The organism is Enterobacter sp. AC1 (assembly GCF_050434705.1).
Classification (GTDB): domain Bacteria; phylum Pseudomonadota; class Gammaproteobacteria; order Enterobacterales; family Enterobacteriaceae; genus Enterobacter; species Enterobacter cloacae_L.
Genome location: NZ_JBNDIZ010000001.1, coordinates 550226 through 566341, shown reverse-complemented (window position 1 = coordinate 566341; position 16116 = coordinate 550226). Strand labels below are relative to the sequence as shown.

The 16116-nt window shown below is 56.9% G+C and carries 18 protein-coding genes; 14 read left to right on the top strand and 4 right to left on the bottom strand.

The window, feature by feature from the left end:
- Nucleotides 1-44: 44 nt before the first annotated feature.
- The 7 genes from glsB to M2433_RS02640 all read left to right on the top strand — a co-directional run bounded on the left by glsB (nucleotide 45) and on the right by M2433_RS02640 (nucleotide 7249).
- Complete coding sequence (gene glsB, locus M2433_RS02670; RefSeq protein ID WP_059310101.1) at nucleotides 45-971, top strand: glutaminase B; 927 nt, start codon at nucleotides 45-47, stop codon at nucleotides 969-971.
- Nucleotides 971-1327: a DUF4186 domain-containing protein gene (locus M2433_RS02665; RefSeq protein WP_429052676.1), complete on the top strand. Its 357-nt coding sequence runs from the start codon at nucleotides 971-973 to the stop codon at nucleotides 1325-1327. The genes glsB and M2433_RS02665 overlap by 1 nt, the downstream gene beginning before the upstream one ends.
- A 113-nt stretch (nucleotides 1328-1440) precedes the next feature.
- On the top strand, nucleotides 1441-2889 hold the full coding sequence (locus M2433_RS02660) for a diguanylate cyclase domain-containing protein (RefSeq protein WP_429052675.1): 1449 nt from the start codon (nucleotides 1441-1443) through the stop codon (nucleotides 2887-2889).
- A gap of 99 nt (nucleotides 2890-2988) precedes the next feature.
- Nucleotides 2989-3954, top strand: coding sequence for a sensor domain-containing diguanylate cyclase (locus M2433_RS02655; protein WP_429052673.1), 966 nt, complete (start codon nucleotides 2989-2991; stop codon nucleotides 3952-3954).
- 82 nt (nucleotides 3955-4036) lie between these two features.
- Entirely contained in the window at nucleotides 4037-4564 is a 528-nt protein-coding gene (locus tag M2433_RS02650; protein WP_429052671.1) for an N-acetyltransferase family protein, read from the top strand.
- A 117-nt stretch (nucleotides 4565-4681) separates the two neighbouring features.
- Nucleotides 4682-6133, top strand: coding sequence for a tagaturonate reductase (locus tag M2433_RS02645; protein WP_429052669.1), 1452 nt, complete (start codon nucleotides 4682-4684; stop codon nucleotides 6131-6133).
- A 201-nt stretch (nucleotides 6134-6334) separates the two neighbouring features.
- The gene (locus M2433_RS02640; RefSeq protein ID WP_063428197.1) at nucleotides 6335-7249 is read left to right on the top strand and encodes a bestrophin family protein; all 915 of its coding nucleotides are present in this window, start codon (nucleotides 6335-6337) and stop codon (nucleotides 7247-7249) included.
- Here M2433_RS02640 and M2433_RS02635 read toward each other — a convergent pair.
- Nucleotides 7237-7785: a GNAT family N-acetyltransferase gene (locus M2433_RS02635; protein ID WP_429052667.1), complete on the bottom strand. Its 549-nt coding sequence runs from the start codon at nucleotides 7783-7785 to the stop codon at nucleotides 7237-7239. The two genes, M2433_RS02640 and M2433_RS02635, sit on opposite strands and share 13 nt — an antisense overlap.
- Before the next feature lie 118 nt (nucleotides 7786-7903).
- On the opposite strand from M2433_RS02635, the gene M2433_RS02630 reads away from it, so the two are divergent.
- From M2433_RS02630 to M2433_RS02605, 6 genes are all read left to right on the top strand, one after another.
- A complete protein-coding gene (locus tag M2433_RS02630) occupies nucleotides 7904-8374 on the top strand; it encodes an N-acetyltransferase family protein (RefSeq protein ID WP_429052665.1) in 471 nt (156 codons plus the stop codon).
- Nucleotides 8375-8386: 12 nt separating this feature from the next.
- A complete protein-coding gene (locus M2433_RS02625; RefSeq protein WP_429052663.1) occupies nucleotides 8387-8827 on the top strand; it encodes an N-acetyltransferase family protein in 441 nt (146 codons plus the stop codon).
- Nucleotides 8828-8971: 144 nt separating this feature from the next.
- Nucleotides 8972-9967 (top strand): alpha/beta fold hydrolase, encoded by a 996-nt coding sequence (locus M2433_RS02620; protein WP_429052661.1) that lies wholly within the window; start codon nucleotides 8972-8974, stop codon nucleotides 9965-9967.
- A 44-nt stretch (nucleotides 9968-10011) separates the two neighbouring features.
- Nucleotides 10012-10752: a response regulator gene (locus tag M2433_RS02615; RefSeq protein ID WP_047348509.1), complete on the top strand. Its 741-nt coding sequence runs from the start codon at nucleotides 10012-10014 to the stop codon at nucleotides 10750-10752.
- Nucleotides 10749-12047 carry an ATP-binding protein gene (locus M2433_RS02610; RefSeq protein WP_429052658.1) on the top strand — a complete coding sequence of 433 codons (1299 nt, stop codon included), beginning with the start codon at nucleotides 10749-10751 and terminating at the stop codon, nucleotides 12045-12047. Before M2433_RS02615 ends, M2433_RS02610 begins: the two co-directional genes overlap by 4 nt.
- Nucleotides 12048-12182: 135 nt before the next feature.
- Entirely contained in the window at nucleotides 12183-13373 is a 1191-nt protein-coding gene (locus M2433_RS02605) for a cytochrome c biogenesis protein/redoxin (protein ID WP_429052656.1), read from the top strand.
- Between the two features lie 5 nt (nucleotides 13374-13378).
- Here M2433_RS02605 and tam read toward each other — a convergent pair whose 3' ends face one another.
- Both tam and M2433_RS02595 read right to left on the bottom strand, forming a co-directional pair.
- The gene (gene tam / locus M2433_RS02600; RefSeq protein ID WP_429052654.1) at nucleotides 13379-14137 is read right to left on the bottom strand and encodes a trans-aconitate 2-methyltransferase; all 759 of its coding nucleotides are present in this window, start codon (nucleotides 14135-14137) and stop codon (nucleotides 13379-13381) included.
- A gap of 83 nt (nucleotides 14138-14220) precedes the next feature.
- Nucleotides 14221-14805 (bottom strand): NUDIX domain-containing protein, encoded by a 585-nt coding sequence (locus M2433_RS02595; RefSeq protein ID WP_429052653.1) that lies wholly within the window; start codon nucleotides 14803-14805, stop codon nucleotides 14221-14223.
- Nucleotides 14806-14891: 86 nt separating this feature from the next.
- On the opposite strand from M2433_RS02595, the gene M2433_RS02590 reads away from it, so the two are divergent.
- Nucleotides 14892-15647: a DeoR/GlpR family DNA-binding transcription regulator gene (locus tag M2433_RS02590; RefSeq protein ID WP_429053102.1), complete on the top strand. Its 756-nt coding sequence runs from the start codon at nucleotides 14892-14894 to the stop codon at nucleotides 15645-15647.
- Nucleotides 15648-15671: 24 nt separating this feature from the next.
- Here the strand turns inward: M2433_RS02590 and M2433_RS02585 are convergent, their stop codons facing one another.
- Entirely contained in the window at nucleotides 15672-16043 is a 372-nt protein-coding gene (locus M2433_RS02585) for a VOC family protein (RefSeq protein WP_429052651.1), read from the bottom strand.
- Between the last annotated feature and the right edge of the window lie 73 nt (nucleotides 16044-16116).

Genomic DNA, 16116 nt, shown 5'->3' with positions numbered 1-16116 from the left:
GTTATACTCGCAGCCCGTTTTAGCCTGAGGGCAAGGAGCAAAGTGTGGCTGCGGTCATCCATAATGAGATGCTGGACGAGATTCTGGCACAGGTACGTCCGTTATTGGGAAAGGGGAAGGTTGCCGACTATATTCCGGCCCTTGCCTCGGTCAGCGGGAATAAGCTGGGTATTGCTATCTGTACCATCGACGGACAGCGGTTCCAGGCTGGCGATGCGGCAGAACGTTTTTCGATTCAGTCCATATCTAAGGTGCTGAGTCTGGTTGCGGCGATGCGCCAGTATGAAGAAGACGAGATCTGGCAGCGCGTGGGCAAAGATCCTTCCGGCCAGCCTTTTAACTCACTGCTCCAGCTCGAAATCGAACAGGGCAAGCCGCGAAACCCCTTTATCAACGCCGGGGCGCTGGTGGTCTGCGATATGCTGCAAAGCCGCCTCAGCGCGCCGCGCCAGCGCATGCTTGAAATTGTTCGCCAGCTTTCTGGCGTTGACGATATTGCCTACGACCCGCTGGTGGCACGCTCGGAGTTTGAACACTCCGCCCGTAACGCGGCCATCGCGTGGCTGATGAAATCCTTCGGCAACTTCCATAACGACGTGGCGACCGTGCTGCAAAACTACTTCCATTACTGCGCCCTGAAAATGAGCTGCGTTGAGCTGGCTCAAACGTTCCTGTTCCTGGCTCACCAGGGGCACGCGCCGCATCTCGATCAGGAAGTGGTATCACCGCTACAGGCCCGCCAGGTTAACGCGCTGATGGCAACCAGCGGGATGTATCAAAACGCCGGGGAGTTTGCCTGGCGCGTCGGCTTACCGGCGAAATCGGGCGTCGGCGGCGGGGTCGTGGCGATTGTGCCGCATGAAATGGCGATTGCGGTCTGGAGCCCGGAGCTGGATGAAACGGGAAATTCACTCGCCGGCGTGGCGGTTCTGGAGAAACTGACCCAGCGTCTGGGGCGGTCCGTATACTGATGTCCGATTTGGATCCTCTCTTTTCCCGCCTGGCGCGATCGACGTTTCGTTCGCGCTTTCGCTTAGGGGAGAAGGAACGCCGGTACTGCTGGGACAAAGGCCCCGACACCATTGACCAGCATGCCGCTGATTTTGTCGAAAAGCGCCTTGCGCCTGCACACCCCGCGAACGACGGTAAGCAGACCCCCATGCGCGGTCATCCGGTGTTTATCGCCCAGCACGCCACGGCCACCTGCTGTCGGGGCTGTCTGGCCAAGTGGCACAGCATTCCGGCTGGGGTTGCACTCACGCCCCAACAGCAGCATTACATCGTCGGCGTGATCCACTATTGGCTGGTGTTACAGATGAACACCTAAATTTGACGAGTTATGCTCCTGTTGTAATTGTGTTATAGATGCATCCTAAGTTAGTCCCGACAACGCTGACGACCGCAATAATTGCCATAAGCTATCATATGGAATGATATTTAATGCGTTCTGCTCTCACTGCCTTCAGGTTCTTTCAACCGGACGCGCCGCTGCGTAATGCAGCGGCGATCTTTATTCTCACCACCTTATTCTATTTTGTGGGCGCGGAACTCCGGCTGGTTGAGGCCTTGTCGCTGTTCTGGCCGCTGAATGGCGTGATGGCAGGGATCTTCGCCCGCTATGTTTACCTTCATCGCCTGCATTACTATACGGTGTGCTATGTCGCGATGCTGTTGTACGACGCGGTGACGACCAACTGGGGTATGGCCTCGGTGGTGATTAACCTGTCTAACATGATCTTTATCGTCGTGGTCGCCGTGCTGGTTCAGCGCGACAGGCGGCTGTTGAAGAAAACCCCCGATCCGCTTAACGCGTTACGCCTGTTTAACTACTGCCTGATAGCGGCGCTGCTTTGCGCGCTGCTCGGCGCGGTAGGATCGGTGGGGATCGACAGTCATACCTTCTGGCCGCTGTTTGCCGACTGGTTTAGCGAGCAGTTTTCAACCGGCGTGCTGGTGGTGCCGTGTATGCTCACCATCGGCATGCCCGTGCGTGAATTCCGGCTACGCCTGGAGCAGCTGTTACCGGTTATCGCGCTGCTCGTCTCGGTGGCCGCATCGGTGGTGATTGGCGGGGCGGGGAGTCTCGCCTTTCCGCTGCCTGCGCTTATCTGGTGTGCGGTTCGCTACTCGCTGCCTGCGACCTGCCTGCTGACGTTTATCACGGGAGCAGTTGAAATCATTCTGGTCGCCAACTCGGTAATCAACATTGCCGTGGCGACGCCGTTTACGACCCCCATGATGTTCTCAGCCAGGCTGGGTATTGCCACGATGGCGATCTGCCCGGTGATGGTGTCCGTGAGCATGGCAGCCATTAACTCTCTGATCCGCCAGGTTTCGCTGCGGGCGGATTATGACTTTTTAACGCACGTCTATTCGCGCTCCGGGCTTTATGAGGCGCTGAAGCGTGAAGAGTCGCACCGCCATTCGCGTTTTCTGACCGTCATGCTGCTGGATATCGATTACTTCAAAAGCATTAATGATAACTACGGCCACGAGTGTGGGGACCGCGTGCTGGCGTCGTTTGCCCGCCAGGTGCAGCAGGTGGTCGGCGAAGACGGAATGGTCGCACGCATGGGCGGAGAAGAGTTCGCGGTTGTCGTCAACTCTGGCGATGCGCAAAGCGGCTACGCGCTGGCGGAACGTATCAGAACCACCGTTGCCACGCATCCTTTTACATGGCGTCAGCAAACGCTCCATCTGACGGTGAGTATTGGCCTCGGGAGCGGAAAGTCTGAGTCATGGCAGTTGACCGAGGTCTTCAACGCGTTGATGGCCGAAGCGGACGAACATCTTTATCGTTCAAAAAAAGCGGGTCGAAACCGCACCAGCGCCCGGGTATCGGACGAGCACGTTGCTGCGCCCGCCGGGAGCGAAACAGAGCTGCGTTAATCGTCATAAGGCATTGACGTGAATAGTAAGCGGCTTAACACACTGACAATGTCTCTGTTTAAGCTACGCTTTTAGTAAAGCTTTACGTCAGGAGACATTATGAAAGCACCTGCAACCCCTGAAAATGAAACGGACCGACTGAATTCACTGCGCGAATCGGGCCTGCTTGAGATCGACAGTTCCCCGGCGTTTGACCGGCTCACGCGCCTGGCGAAACGCTTCTTCCAGGTGCCGCTGGCGATGGTCAACCTCATTGATGAGCATTCGCTGATCGTGAAGTCGGCGGACGGTCAGGCCCCCGACAGCGTCCCGCGTAACATCTCGTTTTGCGGCCATACGATCCTCACCGAAGCACCGCTGGTAGTAGGGGATATGCTGCAGGACGATCGTTTTGCGGATAATCCGCTGGTGGCCGGTGAACCTCGCGTGCGGTTCTACGCGGGCTTCCCGCTGCGCTTGCGCGATGGCGCAAGCGTGGGCTCGCTGTGTCTTATTGATTACGCGCCCCGGGAATTTTCCGCGGCCGATCTCGCCGTTCTGGGCGATCTTGGCGCGCTGGCCGAAGATGAATTTGCCGCAATCAGCGCGGCGACCACGGATGAGCTAACCGGGTTATTCAACCGTCGGGGCTTTAATCAGCTCGTGAGGTTTACGCTTTCCGTTGCCCGACGCCGGGCTGAACCGCTGACGCTCGGCTGGCTGGATTTGGATCGCTTTAAGGAAATTAACGATCGCTACGGGCATGAAGAGGGGGATAAGGCGCTGAAGGCCATGGCGCAGCTGATGCGCGCCTCCTTCCGCGAGGCGGATCTTCTGGTGCGCTTCGGCGGGGATGAGTTCGCCGTGCTGTTCGCGGATACCGACGAGCAGGGTGCCTGGATTGCGATGCAGTATCTTGCCGAGCAGGTGGAAAACTACAACGCCCGGAAGCTTCACCCGTGGTCGCTGCTGTTCTCATGGGGGCTGAGCGAATTCGATCATAACGGCAATGACCTCCAGCAGTGGCTGAAGGACGCCGATGAAAAAATGTATGCCATGAAGCAGCAGCGCCAGCGGTCCCGTTGACATAACAAAAGCCTATGTCCGATCCGTTTGCGTTAAAAAGATGTTAAATGCAAAGTGAGGGTATTCAACGTAAGGAACAACAATGAATACCTCACTGCAAATCAAAAACCTCACCCGGGAAGACATCCTGACCCATCTTGATGCGCTGGCCGGGATCCTCGAAAACTGCGTAAACGGCGGGGCATCCGTCAGTTTTATGCTTCCCTTTAGCCTCGACAAGGCCCGATCTTACTGGCGCGGGATCGCAGACAGCGCAGGACGCAGCGAGCGTCTCGTGCTGGCCTGCGTCGACCCGCAGGACGGTATTATCGGCACGGTGCAGCTGATCGTCGACCAGCCGGAAAATCAGCCGCACCGCGCGGACGTGGCGAAGCTGCTGGTTCATGAGAAAGCGCGCCGGAAAGGCGCCGCGATGGCGCTTATGGAAGCGCTTGAAGCAGAGGCCCGGTTCAGGAGCATTTCCGTTCTGGTACTCGATACCTCCACCGGCAGCGGGGCTGAAACCTTCTACCAGCGCGCCGGCTGGCAAAAGGTCGGCGAGATCCCGCGCTATGCGCTGATGCCGGACGGAGCCATGACGGCCACGTCCGTGTTCTATAAGTTCTTATAATTATTTTTCACAACCGCACCGCGAATTGATCGAAACAGGGTTTCTGGTCGCTAAGTTTTGATAAGTTATCGTACCAATCTTATCGGGCTGTATGACTAATTATAAAAGGAACCCAACGTGGACACTCTCAACCGTCGTGATTTTCCCGGTGCGCACTATCCGGAACGTATCATTCAGTTCGGTGAAGGCAATTTCCTGCGCGCCTTCATCGACTGGCAAATCGACCTGCTGAACGAACATACCGATCTTAACGCGGGCGTGGTTATCGTTCGCCCGATTAAGAGCGACTTCCCGCCGTCGCTAAGCACGCAGGATGGGTTGTACACCACGATTATTCGTGGCCTGAATGAGCGGGGCGAGGCGGTGAGCGACGCCCGGCTTATCCGCTCCGTTAACCGTGAAATCAGCGTCTACGACGATTATGACGCGTTTCTGAAACTGGCTCACAATCCGGATATGCGGTTTGTTTTCTCGAACACCACCGAAGCCGGCATCAGCTACCACGCGGGTGACAAATTCGACGATGCCCCTGCGGTGAGCTATCCGGCGAAGCTGACGCGGCTGCTGTTTGAGCGCTTCAGCCACTTTAAGGGCGCGCCGGACAAAGGCTGGGTCATCATTCCGTGTGAACTGATTGACTACAACGGCGATGCGTTGCGCGAACTCGTCTTGCGCTATGCGCAGGAGTGGACGCTGCCTGCCGCCTTTATTCGCTGGCTAAACGACGCCAACAGCTTCTGCTCAACGCTGGTTGACCGCATCGTGACGGGCTATCCGCGCGATGAAGTGGCCGCGCTGGAAGCGGAGCTCGGTTATCACGATGGATTCCTGGATACGGCCGAACATTTCTATCTGTTTGTGATTCAGGGCCCGGCATCCCTTGCGCGCGAGCTTCGTCTGGATAAGCACCCGCTGAACGTGCTGATTGTCGATGACATAAAGCCTTACAAAGAGCGCAAGGTCGCCATCCTGAACGGGGCACACACCGCGCTCGTGCCGGTCGCCTTCCAGGCAGGGCTGGACACGGTAGGCGAGGCGATGAACGATGCAGAGGTGTGCGCGTTCGTCGAAAAAGCGATTTATCAGGAAATTATCCCGGTGCTCGATCTGCCGCGTGACGAGCTGGAATCTTTCGCCAGCGCGGTGACAGGGCGTTTTCGTAACCCCTACATCAGACACCAGCTGCTCTCCATCGCGCTCAACGGCATGACCAAATACCGCACCCGCATCCTGCCGCAGCTGCTGGCAGGGCAGAAGGCGACGGGGCAATTACCTGCGCGCCTGACGTTTGCCTTAGCGGCGCTGATCGCGTTTTATCGCGCGGAGCGTAACGGGGAGAGCTATCCGGTTCAGGACGATGCGTCCTGGCTGGAACGTTATCAGCAGCTTTGGGCGCAGCACCGGGATCGCCAGTTGAGTACCCGCGAGCTGGTACACTCGGTGCTGAGCGTGAGCGAGCACTGGGAGCAGGATCTGACGCAGGTGAGCGGTCTTGTCGACCAGGTCACGCTGGACCTGGATGCGATTCTGCTGAAGGGCATGCGCGCCGCGGTTAAACCGCTTTGCTAATCAATTCACCCGGCTTCGGCCGGGTTTAAACACGATACCATTTAGTTACAACATACTATTTGCCCTATTTTTAAAAAACAGCTTCAGCACCGTGCGGTTTTCGCTAATCAGGAGAGAAAATGCAATGTTCCATTAACATGCTTGCAACTGTGAGGGGGATCACGTTTAATAGCCGCGCTCTTTTCTTTCCTGAATCTCACTATGATTGTTCGTCCTAAACAGCACTGGCTACAACTGATTTTCGTCTGGCACGGTTCGGTACTTCCCAAGATCTATACCCGATTGCTGCTCAACTTCCTGCTTTCTATTGCCGTTATCCTGATGCTTCCGTGGTATTCCTCGCTGGGCATCAAATTTACCGTGGCGCCGTTTAGCATTCTCGGCGTGGCGATCGCGATCTTTCTGGGTTTCAGGAACAACGCCTGTTATTCCCGCTACGTTGAAGCCCGGCTGCTGTGGGGGCAGTTGATGATAGCGGCACGCTCGCTGTTTCGCGAGGTAAAAAACACCTTGCCCGACGATAAGCACCTGGGCGAGTTTGTCCGTCTGCAGATTGCTTTCGCCAACTGCCTGCGCATGACCCTGCGCCGGGAGCTGAACGCTGAGCAACTCTCTCGCTATCTTGCTGCAGATGATTTACGTAAAGTCATGGACGCCAACTCGCCGGCGAACCGTATTTTGCTGATCATGGGGGAGTGGCTGGCCGTGCGGCGGCGTAACGGGCAACTCTCAGACATTCTGTTCCACAGCCTGAACAACCGTCTGAACGACATGTCCATCGTCCTTTCCGGCTGCGAGCGTATTGCAACAACGCCGGTGCCGTTCGCCTACACGCTGATTTTGCACCGCACGGTGTATCTGTTCTGCATCATGCTGCCGTTCGCGCTGGTCGTGGACCTGCACTACATGACGCCCTTTGTCTCGGCCCTGATCTCTTACACCTTTATCTCGCTGGATACCCTGGCGGAAGAGCTGGAAGATCCGTTTGGCACCGAAAATAACGACCTGCCGCTGGACGCCATCTGCAACATGATGGAACGCGATCTGCTGCAGATGAACGATGAAGAGAACATTCCGGAAAGGCTGATGCCGGATAAGCACTATCAGCTGACCTGACGGGCGTTCCATTCGTCGCGGGTGATTTCCCACAGCTCGGAATCGAGCATGCCGCTGACGTACGCTTTCTGTTCCGTTCTGATAAGCCGCATGCCGCTACTGTCTGAAATACGACGGGAGCGGCTGTTAGCGGCGGCCTTCGGCGCGCGTAATACGGGTTTGTTCAGCATATTAAACCAGTAATCCGTTGCGGCAATGCTGGCCTCGCGCATATATCCCTGTCCCTGAAACTCCGGCGCCAGCCAAAATCCGCGGTTGTTATCTTCCACATCGTACAGACAGATAATGCCCATCAGCGCGTCCGGCACCTCGCGACGGCGGATGCTCCAGAACCAGGCAATTCCTTTTGCCATGTCCGGCAGCGCCACGTTGTTGACATAGTTTTCCGCGCCGTTATCCGGATAGGGCCAGGGCACGGAAGAGACCATATAGCGGACGATCTCCCAGCGCGGATACAGCTTTTGTATCTGGGCGGCATCTTCGGCAACCAGCGGTTTTAGCAGCAAGCGTTCTGTCGTGAGGGTAGGTATCGTCATCCGCGGATCTCCATATTTAAGCGTTATGATTTTGTTTGCGTTCTGGTATTTTCATCATTACAGCACTCTATCGCAGCGAGTTCTCTTTTCCCTACTACTAACATTTGCTGAGGTAACCATGGTATTAAGACGGGCGAAGCCGCAGGAAGCCGAAATACTCTGGAATATTCGCAATCAGGCGATTCGTCACGGCTGTAAAACCAGTTACGACGCGGACGTCATTGCGCGCTGGACGCCCGATCTGATGCCCGAACGCTACCGGCAAATGGTCATTGAATACCCTTTTTACGTGGTGGAAGATGAAGAGGGCGAGATTGCGGCAACCGGCTATCTGGATCTGGATACCCACTGCCTGGAGGCGATATTCACCTTGCCTGCGGCATCCGGTAAAGGCATGGCGACCCGGATTATCGGGGCGCTCAAGCAGGAGGCCCGCAGCCGGGGGATAACCCGACTGACGCTCGATGCAACCCCTAACGCCCGGTCGTTTTACCAGAAGCTGGGGTTTGCTACGCTGAGCGAAAAATATCATCACTCGCGGATGGCGGGCGCTGATTTACGCTGTTTTGAAATGGCGATCAATGTGTAATGTGAGGAACGCATGGCTGTCACGGTAAGACCTTTACGCGCAGACGATTACTCCCACTGGCGACCGCTGTGGGACGGCTACACCCATTTTTATGACTGCTTTCTCGATGAGTCGGTTACCGCATCGACGTGGGAAAGGGCGCTCTCCGCGCATTCCGCGATGTTCTGCCGCGTGGTAGAGAAAGACGAAAAGGTCATCGGCTTCGCGATGTGCATTCTCCACGAAGGCACCTGGTCAACGGCCCCCGTTTGCTACCTGGAGGATCTGTTCGTTGATGCTACCGAACGGGGCGCGGGAGCCGGGAAGGCGCTCATTGATGCCCTGATTGAAGAAGGCAAGCGCGAAGGGTGGGCAAAACTGTATTGGGTCACCCGGGAGAACAACCCGGCGCGTAAACTCTATGACAAATACGGCGAGGCTGACGACTACGTCCGCTACCGCCTCTCTCTTTAAGCTAAAACGCCTGGGTTTGTATCACACTGTATCCGCGTCGCTGATACATACACAGGCTTGCAATAAACCCGCTTTCGCACATATCCGCTATACATTGAGGTGTTGTTATATCCCCGTGAATTGAACTCAACCGGAGATATCAACATGTTCAGCAAACTTGCTTACTCAGCCCTTGCAATGACCGTTTCGCTTGCCACCGTGATGTCCTGCCAGGCCGAAGCCAGCGGCACAAACCTCGCGGCCGCCTTTGATCGTCCACAGCAGATTAACGCCGGCGATCTGAATATCGGCTATGTCGACATCGGCCCCAAAGATGGCCAACCGGTCATTTTACTACACGGCTGGCCCTACGATATTCACAGCTACGCCGAGGTAGCACCCGCGCTGGCGGCCAAAGGCTACCGGGTCATTGTGCCTTCGCTGCGCGGCTACGGCACCACGCGCTTCCTGTCAGCAAAAACGCCGCGCAACGGCCAGCCTTCGGCCATGGCGAAAGATATTGTGAATTTGATGGATGCCCTGAATATCAGGCAGGCGGTGTTCGCGGGATACGACTGGGGTGCCCGCACGGCGGATATCGTTGCGGCATTGTGGCCTGAGCGCGTGAAATCACTGGTCTCGGTGAGCGGGTATCTCATCAGCAGCCAGCAGATTGGTAAACAGCCGCTGCCGCCAAAAGCTGAGCAGCAGTGGTGGTATCAGTTCTATTTCGCCACCGCGCGCGGCGCAGAAGGCTATGCCAAAAACACCCATGACTTCGCTCGCCTGATCTGGTCGCAGGCATCGCCTGACTGGAAATTTAGCGATGCTGTCTTTAACGCCAGCGCCAAATCGCTCGATAACCCGGATCACGTCGCGGTGACGCTCAGCAACTACCGCTGGCGCTTAGGGCTGGAGAAAGGGGAGCGGAAATATGACGGCTACGAGCAAAAACTGGCCGCCTTGCCGAACATTACCGTCCCAACCATCACCATCGAAGGCGGAAACAACGGCGCGCCGCACCCGGCACCGCAGGCCTATGCGGGTAAATTTACCGGCAAATATGAGCACCGAACCTTCGGAGCAACCGTGGGGCACAACCCGCCTCAGGAAGATCCACAGGATTTCGTTAAGGCCGTTGTCGACGCTGATAAACTCTGAAATGTGCTATTTTCAGTACGTTACCTTTCGGTCTGGAGATTTCGGTGGAGCATATTGACCACATCCTTGTCGTCGATGACGACAGGGATATTCGTGAACTGATTGTCGATTATCTCGTTAAGTCTGGCTATCGCGCCACGGGCGCGGCCAACGGCAAGGAGATGCGCGTCGTGCTGGATAAACAGCATATCGACCTGGTGGTGCTGGACGTCATGATGCCAGGCGATGACGGTCTTACGCTATGCCGACAGCTGCGCAGCGGCAAACATAAAGATCTGCCAGTCCTGATGCTTACCGCGCGCAGCGAGGAGACGGACAGGATCCTCGGCCTGGAGATGGGCGCGGATGACTACGTGGTGAAGCCTTTCGTCGCCCGCGAACTCCTGGCGCGCATCAAGGCCATTTTACGGCGTTTTCGCACGATGCCGCCCAATTTACAGGTAACGGAAGCAGGGCGGCTGGTGATGTTTGGTGAATGGCAGCTCGATACCGTCGCCCGCCACTTGATCGATCCGGAAGGGGTGATTGTGGCGCTCAGCGGAGCGGAGTATCGCCTGCTGCGCGTTTTCCTTGACCATCCTCAGCGCGTGCTGACCCGGGACCAGCTGCTCAACCTGACGCAGGGTCGCGACGCCGAGCTGTTTGAACGCTCAATCGACCTGCTGGTAAGCCGGGTTCGCCAGCGCCTGAATGAAGATGCCCGCACGCCGGCCTATATCAAAACCGTCCGCAGCGAAGGCTACGTCTTTACGATGCCGGTCATCATCAAAGAGGTTAACGAATGACCCTTTGGCCACGCTCGCTGCTGGCCCGTTTGCTGATGGTCGTGCTGCCGGGTCTGCTGCTGGCTAACGCCCTGAGCCTGACGCTGGTCATGGTTGAGCGAATGCACAGCGCCCGCACGGTGATGCTCGGTAATCTGGAAAACGATGTCGCAACCAGCGTCGCCATTTTAAACCGGCTACCGGCCAGCGAACGCGCCGCCTGGCTTCCGCGGTTGGAACGAGGTAACTACCGCTATATCCTGGGCACCGGTGAGCCCGGCCCCGCGCCGACGGATAAGCGTTCGCAGGATGCCATCCGCACCCTGAAAGCGACGCTCGCGGCACAGTACCCGCTCCGCTTTACCGCGGTTCCCGGTGCCATTTCGCATATTCAGGCACATTTAACGCTCAGCGACGGCGCGCCGCTAACCATTGACCTGATCCCGCGCATGCCGCCCGTCGCCAGCTGGTTGCCGGTTGTGCTTATCCTGCAGCTGCTGCTTCTGGCGGCCTGTTCCTGGTTCGCCGTGCGGCAGGTGGTGCGGCCTTTTTCACAGTTTACCCGCGCGGTGGATTCACTGGATCCGGCGGCCAGCACGCCAATGAAGGAGAGAGGGCCGCTTGAGGTGCAGCGGGCAGCGCACGCCTTCAATGCGATGCAGGCGCGCATTCAGTCTTACCTCCGCGAGCGGGCGCAGATCCTGGCGTCCATTTCGCACGATCTCCAGACCCCGATTACCCGCATGAAGCTGCGCGTCGAAATGGCGGGGGAACCTGAACTTCGCGACAAGCTCCTGAACGACCTTGACAGCATGACGCGTCTGGTGCGGGAGGGGATTGCGTATGCCCGGTCATCAGAATCACTGGAAGAGACCTCATTGAAGCTGGAGCTGAACGCCTGGATCAACAGCATCGCCTGCGATTATCAGGACATCGGTAAAAACGTGCAGTTTCAGGCATGCGGTGCCCGCCTGCCGATCGTTACGCGTCCGCAGGCGCTTCGCCGGGTAATGACCAACCTGCTGGATAACGCCCTCAAATTCGGCGAGCGCGCCGTAATAGCCATTGATGATTCTTCTGACAAAGAGGTGGTTATTCACATTGCGGACGACGGGCCGGGGATCCCCGAAGCCGAGCTTGAGGCGGTATTACAGCCGTTTTACCGGGTTGAAACATCGCGCAACCGCGATACCGGCGGGACGGGGCTCGGCCTGGCGATTGCCGCGCAGCTCACCGCCCAGCTTGACGGAAAGCTGGACCTGGCGAACCGCGCCGGGGGCGGACTGCAGGTCTCCATTACGCTTCCGCGCCGTTAATTGTACGGCTTTGTATCTCCCGGCCGGGGTGATACAGAGCCAGACAAAACCCGCGCTTTTACACACATCCTGAACACATCAGCACGATGAAATAGCCTCACTGCAGCGTCGCAGGACTTGTTTTGTGAGGTCACTATGTTTCTGGTAATCGCTTTTCTGGGCGGGATGATAAGCCTGCTCAGCCCATGTACGCTCCCGGTTATTCCACTGCTGTTCGCCGGTTTTCAGGGGCAGCGTCGACATATTCTGGCACTGCTCGCAGGGATGATCGTGATGTTCACCCTGGTCGCGATGGTCGTCACCGTCGCCAGCGAGTGGATAACGGAGGCAACCATAGTCGGGCGCTGGGTCGCGCTTTTGATCCTGGCTGCCGCCGCGCTGGCCTTAATTTTCCCGTCCTTCGCCCAGCGCATGGCGGGCCCTGCGGTCAGCGCCGGGAACGTCCTTAACGCCCGAAGCGGGCAAACGCGCGGCACGGCATCGGCTTTTCTGGCCGGGCTTGCGGTCGGGCTGCTCTGGTCTCCCTGCGCGGGGCCCATTCTGGGCGCTATTTTCAGCATTAACATTGCGGGACATTCGGCCATCGCCACTGGCGCACTGCTGGCCGCCTATGGCAGCGGATGCGCGCTGATGCTGGGCCTGCTCGTTATCGGCGGCCGCACGCTGATGGCGCCGTTAAGAGTCAGGTCTGCGCTGATGGCGAAGCTCCGTCAGGGGGCAGGAGTAGTGATGTTAGCGGCGGTCGTCTTAAACGCGACGGGGATGACCTCGCTGCTGAAAGGGGCAAACGGCGTCGCGGACCGTCTGGAGACCGCGCTCTTGAATCTGGCGAAACCCGCAGCCGCGCCGGTAAAGCTCCAGCCGGTAGTGATGAGCGAGTCCAGCAGCCAGCTGCCTTCGCTCAGCGGTGGGACAGGGTGGATAAACGGTGACCCTGTCACGTCTGAATCGTTGCGCGGCAAGGTTGTGCTGATCGATTTCTGGACGTGGGATTGTATTAACTGCCAGCACACGCTTCCCCACGTACGGGACTGGGCCACAAGGTATCAGCCTCAGGGTCTGGTGGTGATTGGGGTCCACACTCCGGAATATCCCTGGGAAAAACCGCTTACGTCGGTAAAAAATGCGGTCACCAAATGGCAGTTGCCGTATCGGGTTGTGACGGATAACAACTATCAAATCTGGAATGCTTTCGGCAACCAGTACTGGCCAGCGCATTACTATTTTGATGCCAAAGGGCAGCTGCGCTATACCGCCTTTGGCGAAGGAGATTATGAGCAGCAGGAGAAGGTTATTCAGCAACTGCTCAAAGAAGCCCGCTCATAGCCGGGTCAGGGCTGACGTTGCGCCACGATAAACAACCGCGGAAAAGCCAGCAGTATCTGCCCGTTTTCCTGGAGCGGATACTGCTCTTCGAGCAGTTCATGGTAGCGTTTCAGGAACCGTTTCTGCTCGCTCTCATTCAGTTCCTGGAGCCACGGGCGCAAACCGGTGGCGCTTACCCAGTCAATAATCGCCTGGTGCGAGCTCATTTTATGGAAATAGGTTGTCCGCCAGATATCCACGTCACAGCCCGCCTCGGACAAAATATCGTAATAGGCATGCACCCCCGGAAGAGGTTCGCGGCCGCGGTCAGGGTAGTCCTGCTCCAGCGCCACTTCACGCATCGCCACGTGAGTGGGTTCGAGCCAGTTGTCTGGCATCTGGATCGCCAGCACGCCGTTGAGCCTAAGCAGAGAGACAAGGTGAGGCAGAAGCTTGTAATGGTCAGGGACCCACTGCAGCGAGGCGTTGGCATAAATCAGGCTCAGCGGCTGGCCGGGCCTGTACTTACGGATATCGGCCTCAACGAAGTCGCAGTCAGGTAGCGCGGCGCGTGCTTCCACGAGCATTGCGGGGGAGTTATCCACCCCGGTGATATGTGCCGACGGCCAGCGATGCCTCAACAGCGCCGTGCTGTTTCCTGGCCCGCAGCCTAAATCGGCGACGGTAGTGACTTCATCCAGCGGGATCCTGGCGAGGAGTTCAGCGGCAGGTCGCGTTCTTTCTGCGCCATATTGCAGGTAAAGAGAGGGGTTCCAGTCGGCCATCTTAGGTTCTCCGTATTGCAGGTTTCTGCAAGAATAGCACAGGCAAACACCTGCACGGCGGCAGGTGTCAGGAGAGCGGCAGGCTACAGAATGCCTTTCAGCGCAACATGATAAAGCAGCATGATGGTTTTTCCGTCGACAATCTTGCCGGTTTCAATGCCGCGTAGTGCCTCTTCAAGCGTCATTTCCAGCACGTCGATATCTTCTCCCTCTGCCTTGAGCCCACCGCCAGCGCCGGTTCTGTCTTTCGGCTGGTACTCGGCAAGATAAAAGTAGAGTTTTTCCGTGACGGAGCCCGGGCTCATGTAGGCCTCAAAGATTTTCTGCACGCGTGAAACGTGAAACCCGGTCTCTTCTTCCGCTTCTGCTTTTATGCGGCTTTCGGGATCCATATTGTCCAGCAGCCCCGCAGCGGCTTCGATCAAATCGTCCTCATGGCCGTTGATAAAGACGGGGAAACGGAACTGGCGGGTCAGGATCACCGTTTTTTTATCACGATTATAGAGCAGGATCGTCGCGCCGTTTCCACGGTCGTAGACTTCCCGATGCTGACGCTGCCATTCGCCGTCGCGTCGCCGCAGGTCGAAGGTGTATTTTTTCAGGACGTACCAGTTATCTGACAGTGTTTCACTTTCAATGATGCGTACATCTGCACGTTTTGATTGCACGTTTGTTCCTCCTTACGTAGAGTAATCATCATAAACAGCATTATCGTGCAGTTTCAAGATAAAACATGCAACATCGGGAATTCATGATGCTCACCAGCCAGCGAAAACAATTGATCCTCGAAAAGCTTGATGCCGAAGGCCAGGTCCAGTCTAAGGCGCTCAGCATTCTTTTCGACGTCTCAGAAGACACCATCCGGCGTGATTTACGCGAGCTGGCGGCAGAAGGGCGTTTGCAGCGCGTCCACGGTGGCGCGCTGCCGTCATCTTCCGCTATTGCGCCGTTCGCCGAACGTCAATCGGTAAAAATGGATGCGAAAAAAAGGGTCGCCCGCAAAGGCGCACAGCTGATCTCATCAGGCCAGGTGGTTATTGTCGACGGCGGCACGACCACCTCGGAGCTGATTACGTTTTTACCCGCTGACCTGGGTATCACGGTGGTGACGCACAGCCCGAGTATTGCCCTGGGGCTTGTCGATCATCCTTCCATCGAGGTGATTCTGATCGGCGGTCGTTTGTATAAACACTCGATTGTCGCGGTCGGCGCAGCGGCCATTGAAGGCATCGAAAATATTCATGCGGACCTGTTCTTTATGGGCGTGACCGGTATCCATCCTGAGGCAGGGCTGACCACCGGTGATTTTGAAGAGGCAAGCATCAAACGTGCATTTTCCGGCAGAGCCGCCGAGACGGTTGTCCTGGCGTCTCCGGAGAAGATAAACACCGCGTCATCGTTCGTGATTGGCGATGTCTCCTCTGTGAACACTATCGTGGTTGAAGATAATACCGATAAGGACTGGATCCGTGCGGTATCGGAAAAGGGGGTATCCGTCGTGTTGGCCTAAGAGAGTGATTGAAGAAGCGTTGAGCTACGGGCTCTCTGGCGCATGGCACACCGCCTCGATGTTATGACCATCAGGCGAGATGACAAAAGCGGCATAGTAATTTTCACCGTATGGCCGCAACCCCGGCGCGCCGTTATCGTGTCCGCCGGCGCGCAGGGCGGCATGGTAAAACGCATCGACCTGCTGGCGCGTGTCGGCCACAAACGCCAGATGCAGAGGTGCCGGCTTTTCATTGGTCTGAAAAAGGCAAAGCGAAACGTCGCCTGAACTCATTTCAACACCGTAGTCTGGCGTGCCTTCATCGATGAGTTCCACGCCAAGTGGCTGAAGTGCCTGGAGGAAAAAGGTTTTACTTTTTTCATAATCACTGACGCCGAATTTCACATGATCGAACATTGTTCCTTCCTTATAAAAGTGAGAAATAAAAAGTATAGAAGGAGAGGGGGATCGAACGTGCCAAAGAACGCGT

Bases quoted from the DNA above. Each gene is read 5' to 3' on its own strand.
- M2433_RS02620 (WP_429052661.1), top strand. From the start codon at position 8,972: ATGTTCAGCAAACTTGCTTACTCAGCCCTTGCAATGACCGTTTCGCTT.
- M2433_RS02665 (WP_429052676.1), top strand. From the start codon at position 971: ATGTCCGATTTGGATCCTCTCTTTTCCCGCCTGGCGCGATCGACGTTT.
- M2433_RS02650 (WP_429052671.1), top strand. From the start codon at position 4,037: ATGAATACCTCACTGCAAATCAAAAACCTCACCCGGGAAGACATCCTG.
- M2433_RS02635 (WP_429052667.1), bottom strand. From the start codon at position 7,785: ATGACGATACCTACCCTCACGACAGAACGCTTGCTGCTAAAACCGCTG.
- tam (WP_429052654.1), bottom strand. From the start codon at position 14,137: ATGGCCGACTGGAACCCCTCTCTTTACCTGCAATATGGCGCAGAAAGA.
- M2433_RS02630 (WP_429052665.1), top strand. From the start codon at position 7,904: ATGGTATTAAGACGGGCGAAGCCGCAGGAAGCCGAAATACTCTGGAAT.
- M2433_RS02590 (WP_429053102.1), top strand. From the start codon at position 14,892: ATGCTCACCAGCCAGCGAAAACAATTGATCCTCGAAAAGCTTGATGCC.
- M2433_RS02610 (WP_429052658.1), top strand. From the start codon at position 10,749: ATGACCCTTTGGCCACGCTCGCTGCTGGCCCGTTTGCTGATGGTCGTG.
- M2433_RS02605 (WP_429052656.1), top strand. From the start codon at position 12,183: ATGTTTCTGGTAATCGCTTTTCTGGGCGGGATGATAAGCCTGCTCAGC.
- M2433_RS02640 (WP_063428197.1), top strand. From the start codon at position 6,335: ATGATTGTTCGTCCTAAACAGCACTGGCTACAACTGATTTTCGTCTGG.
- M2433_RS02585 (WP_429052651.1), bottom strand. From the start codon at position 16,043: ATGTTCGATCATGTGAAATTCGGCGTCAGTGATTATGAAAAAAGTAAA.
- M2433_RS02655 (WP_429052673.1), top strand. From the start codon at position 2,989: ATGAAAGCACCTGCAACCCCTGAAAATGAAACGGACCGACTGAATTCA.
- M2433_RS02660 (WP_429052675.1), top strand. From the start codon at position 1,441: ATGCGTTCTGCTCTCACTGCCTTCAGGTTCTTTCAACCGGACGCGCCG.
- M2433_RS02625 (WP_429052663.1), top strand. From the start codon at position 8,387: ATGGCTGTCACGGTAAGACCTTTACGCGCAGACGATTACTCCCACTGG.